This is a genomic window from Streptomyces longispororuber, from assembly GCF_014656095.1.
Taxonomy (GTDB): domain Bacteria; phylum Actinomycetota; class Actinomycetes; order Streptomycetales; family Streptomycetaceae; genus Streptomyces; species Streptomyces longispororuber.
Genome location: NZ_BNBT01000285.1, coordinates 1 through 4130 on the forward strand (window position 1 = coordinate 1; position 4130 = coordinate 4130).

Sequence of the window (4130 nt, forward strand, 5' to 3'; positions counted from 1 at the left end):
ATCCCCGGCCCCGGCGCCCGCCGCGCCGCGCGCCAACGGCACCGAGGCGGCCGCCGCGACCGCCGCCGCCACGGGGGCCGGGACCGGCGCGGGCGGCTCCTGGCGGCCCTGGCGCTTCCGGATGTCGAACGACGTGTGGGGCACGCCCGCCGTCGCAGGCAACCTCGTCTACGTCACCTCCTTCGAGGTGCACGCCCTCGACGTCTCCACCGGCCGGCGCAGCTTCAAGACCCGCGACGTCGCCTGGTCCATGGCCGTGACCGACGGCCGCATCCACGCCTCCGACGGCCCGACCCTCTACGCCCTCGACGGCGCCGACGGCACCGACCTGTGGCGCCTGACGACCGACGCCTGGGTGTACGCCCTCCAGGCCGACCGGGGCACCGTCGTCACCGCCACCCGCGGCGGCGGCGTCCAGGGCTGGGAGGCCGCCAACGGCGAGAAGCTCTGGGAGATCACCGGCGTCCAGACCGACTTCGAGACGCCCGAGGCCGCGCCGGTCATCCGCGACGGCACGGTGTACGTCTGGAAGGACGCCCGGCTGCGCGCGGTCGAGGCCCGTACCGGCATCGAGCGCTGGTCGTACCCCATCGGCGACGCCGCGTCCTGCGGTGGCGTGCCGATCCGGGTCACCCAGGCCGACGACGGCTTCGTGTACGTGGCCGCCGGGACCCGCGTCATCGCCCTCGACGTGGCGGGCGGGCACGTCCGCTGGCACTTCGAGGCGCCCGCAGTCTTCCTGTCGCCGCCCGCCTTCGCCCCCGGGCCCGCCGTCACCGGCGGCGGCGTGTACCTCGCCGACTACCTCGGCACGGTGTACGCCCTCGACGCCACGGACGGCCGCGACCGCTGGCGCATCGCGACCGAGGCCCGCTCGTCGGTCGACCCGGTCCTGGTCGCCGACGGACACGTGCACGTCGGCAGCGGCAAGGGCCTCTACACCCTCGACGCCGTCACGGGCACGCCGAAGTGGCGCTTCCAGGCGGGCGGCGAGGTCGTCGGCTCCCCGGTCGTCGCCGACCGCCGCATCCACTTCGGCGCCACGGACCACCTCCTGTACACGCTCAAGGCCGACGACGGCCGCCTGCGCTGGAAGCTGGCCACCGGCGGCGAGATCACCGGGGCGCCGGTGGTGCGCGACGGGGTGGTGTACGCGTGCAGCAAGGACCGCTGCGTGTACGCGCTGGACGCGGAGCGGGGCACGGCCACGGGCCGCTGAACCGCGTAGGTCACGCGTACCGCGCCCGGAAGGCGTCCCGGGACTCCGCCGCGCGGGCCACTCGCGGGGCGAGGCGGGACCGGTCCGTGCCGGGGGCGTGGAGCAGGTCCGTGAGCAGGGCGGTCAGTTGGGCGCGGTGCACCCAGGTCACCCGGGGGTCGTCGAGCGGGAGGCAGCGGGACAGCGCCGCGTCGAGCCCCGGCCAGTCGGCCAGCCCGGCGGCCACCACGGCGTGCAGGCACTCGCCCACGGCGGGGCGGTGGAACTCGGCGGCCTCCAGCAGACGGGCCGCCTCCCGCCACCGCCGGCGGACGTGGGCCGGGCCCACGGCACCGCTCTCCGTCAGCGCGAGCTCGATCGTCCCCCGCGCCTCGTCCCGCGTCCGCAGGGCCTGGGCCGCCTCGCGCGCCCGCTCCCAGCGCCCTGCTCGGCGGAACGCCACCGCCGCCATGGCAACCATCTCCTCACTGGAACGAACGCTCGTTCCACTGAAGTCGACAAGCTCGGCCACCGCCTGCTCGACGCGTCCGCGCAGCAGGTGGAACACCACCGATTCGTGCCGGATCCGCTCGACGTCGTCGTGGTTCTCCCTGACCCAGGCCAGGTCGTCCCCGGCCTGGTCCAGTCGTCCGGCGTGCAGACGTACCGCGAAGCGGTGCGTACGGAACCGCACGTCGATCCCCACGGCACGGTCCAGGTCCGCGAGCGCCTGGTCATGGAACCCCAGGTCCGACCGCAGCATGCCGCGCAGACGCAGCGCCTCCGCGTCGTCCGGTGCCAGCTCGACGGCACGGCTCAGCTCCGTGTGGGCCTCCTCGTGGCGCCTCACGCCGTGCAGCGCCATGGCTCGAACACGCCGTGCCCACGGGGAACGCGGCCAGAGGCGGACCGCACGGTCGGCGTCCGCGACGGCTCGTTCGGGACGGCCCAGGAAAAGGTGCGCACGGGACCGCTGGGCCAGCGCCCAGGCCTGCGGGCTGATGTCGATCGCCCGGGTCAGGTCCGCCAGCGCCTCCTGCCCCCGCCGCAGAGCGAGCAGCGTGGCCCCTCGACCCGCGTAGGCGGACGCGTACGTGTCGTCCAGCGCGAGGGCCCGGTCGTAGTCCGCGAGGGCTTCCTCGTAACGGCCCCCGGCACTCAGCGCGTCGGCGCGGAGGCACCACCCCCAGGGCCAGTCGGCTGCCAGGCCGACCGCCCGGTCGAGGTCCGCCAGTTGGCGTTCGCGCTGCCCGAGGGACTCGTGCACCCGGGCGCGCTTCACCAGCGCCCAGGCGTACTCCGGCCTCAGCTCCAGCGCCCTGTCGAGGTCCGCGAGCGCCTCGTCGTAGCGGCCGACGGCCTGCCGGGCGGCGCCCCGGGACGCCCGGGCGTACGCGTCCGCGGGGTCGAGTTCGACCGCCCGGTCCAGGTCCCTGAGCGCCTCGTCGAAGTGGTGGAGGATCCGGTGGAACTCGCCTCGGGTCCGCAGGGTCGCCACCCGGTCCGGCGCCAGCGCGTCCGCCCGGTCCAGGTCCGCGAGGGCGGCCTCGTGCGCGCGGAGCCTGCCGAGCGTGTGGGCCCTGCCGACATGGGCGCGTACCAGCTCCGGGTCCAGCGCCAGCGCCTCGTCGTAGTCGGCGAGCGACCGGTCGTGGTCACCGTTGCCCCGCCGGACCCGGCCCCGCACCGCGTACGCCAAGGCCCGCTGCCCGGGCTCCAGCCCGGCCCGGTCGAGCAGCAGCCCCAGCGCCCCCGCGAGGCCGTCGCCGTCGAGGGCGGCCAGCAGGTCACGGCCCCAGGCGGCCGCGGCCCGGCCCGCCGCGTCCTCGCCCGCGTCCGCCAGGACCCGGGCCCACTGCCGCACCACGGCCTCGCCCGGGCCGCACGCGGGCACCACGTCCCGCAGCACGGCGGGCAGCGCCTCGCGCTCGTCCGCGCACAGCAGGTGGTACGCCTCGGCGAGCCGCAGCGCGCGCCACCGCTCGTCGGCCCAGCGCTGCTCGTCGTCGCCGAGGCCCGCCCCGGCCTCCGCCCGCCAGGCCGCGAAGGTCTCCGCGAGCGCGCGGTGCCGCTCGGCCCAGCCGCGCGGGGACCGCTGCCGCTGCAAGCGCAGCATCGGGGCGCGGACGACGTCGTGGTAGACGAGCCGGTCGCCCCGGTCGCCGACGAAGGGCAGGCCGCGCAGCCAGGCGAAGAGGCCCGGTACGTCCCGCTCGGCGGCGTCGGCGCCCACCACCGCCCGGAAGACGTCCTCGTCGAGGCCGCGCGGCAGCGCGCAGGCCAGGGCCACCGCCCGGCGCACGGGGTCGGGCTCCCACTTCAGGAACCGTTCGACGGCCGTGGCGCTCGGGTCGCCCACGCCGTCCGGGGCGGTGGGGCGGCTCTCCGCGAGGGTGGACACGAGGACGGGCAGGCCGCCGGAGAGGCGCAGCACCTCCTTGACGACGGGTTCGGCGGTCACGCCCTTGTCGGCGAGCAGCCCGCGCGCCTCCAGGTCGGTGAACGGCGCGAGCGGTACGTCCGCCATGAAGTCCAGGTAGCCGTCCCAGCGGGCGGTGTCGAAGGGGAGCTGGCCCGCCGTGACCACGACGACGTTCGCGGGCAGGGCCCCGTACCGCTCGGTGGTCATCAGCGCGCACAGCCAGCCGTCGAGGAAGGGCGCCGTGCGCTCGTAGGTGTCGAAGAACAGGACGACCCAGGGGTGAGCCGTGGCGGCCTCCTCCAGTTCCCGCAGGAGCACCGGGGTGAGGACGCGCTCGGGCGTCAGCACGAGCTGGACGTCCTCCTGGCTGCGGAACCGCGCGCTCAGGCCCGCCCGCAGCCGGTCCGCGCCCTGCGCGAGCTGCGCCGGGTCGACGGCCGCGGTGAACGCGCCCACGCCCGGCAGCAGGCCGAGCCCCGCCAGGCCGGCGCGGGCCGCCGCCACGGTGCC

The 4130-nt window shown here is 76.6% G+C and carries 2 protein-coding genes; one reads left to right on the forward strand and one right to left on the reverse strand.

Features of this window, described 5'->3' with window-relative positions:
* Positions 1-1219 (forward strand): outer membrane protein assembly factor BamB family protein (locus tag IE330_RS37950; RefSeq protein WP_229926224.1); only part of this gene is annotated, 1219 nt, incomplete at its 5' end.
* A gap of 10 nt (positions 1220-1229) precedes the next feature.
* Here the strand turns inward: IE330_RS37950 and IE330_RS37955 are convergent.
* On the reverse strand, positions 1230-4130 hold a 2901-nt coding region (locus tag IE330_RS37955; RefSeq protein WP_190140734.1), incomplete at its 5' end, for a tetratricopeptide repeat protein.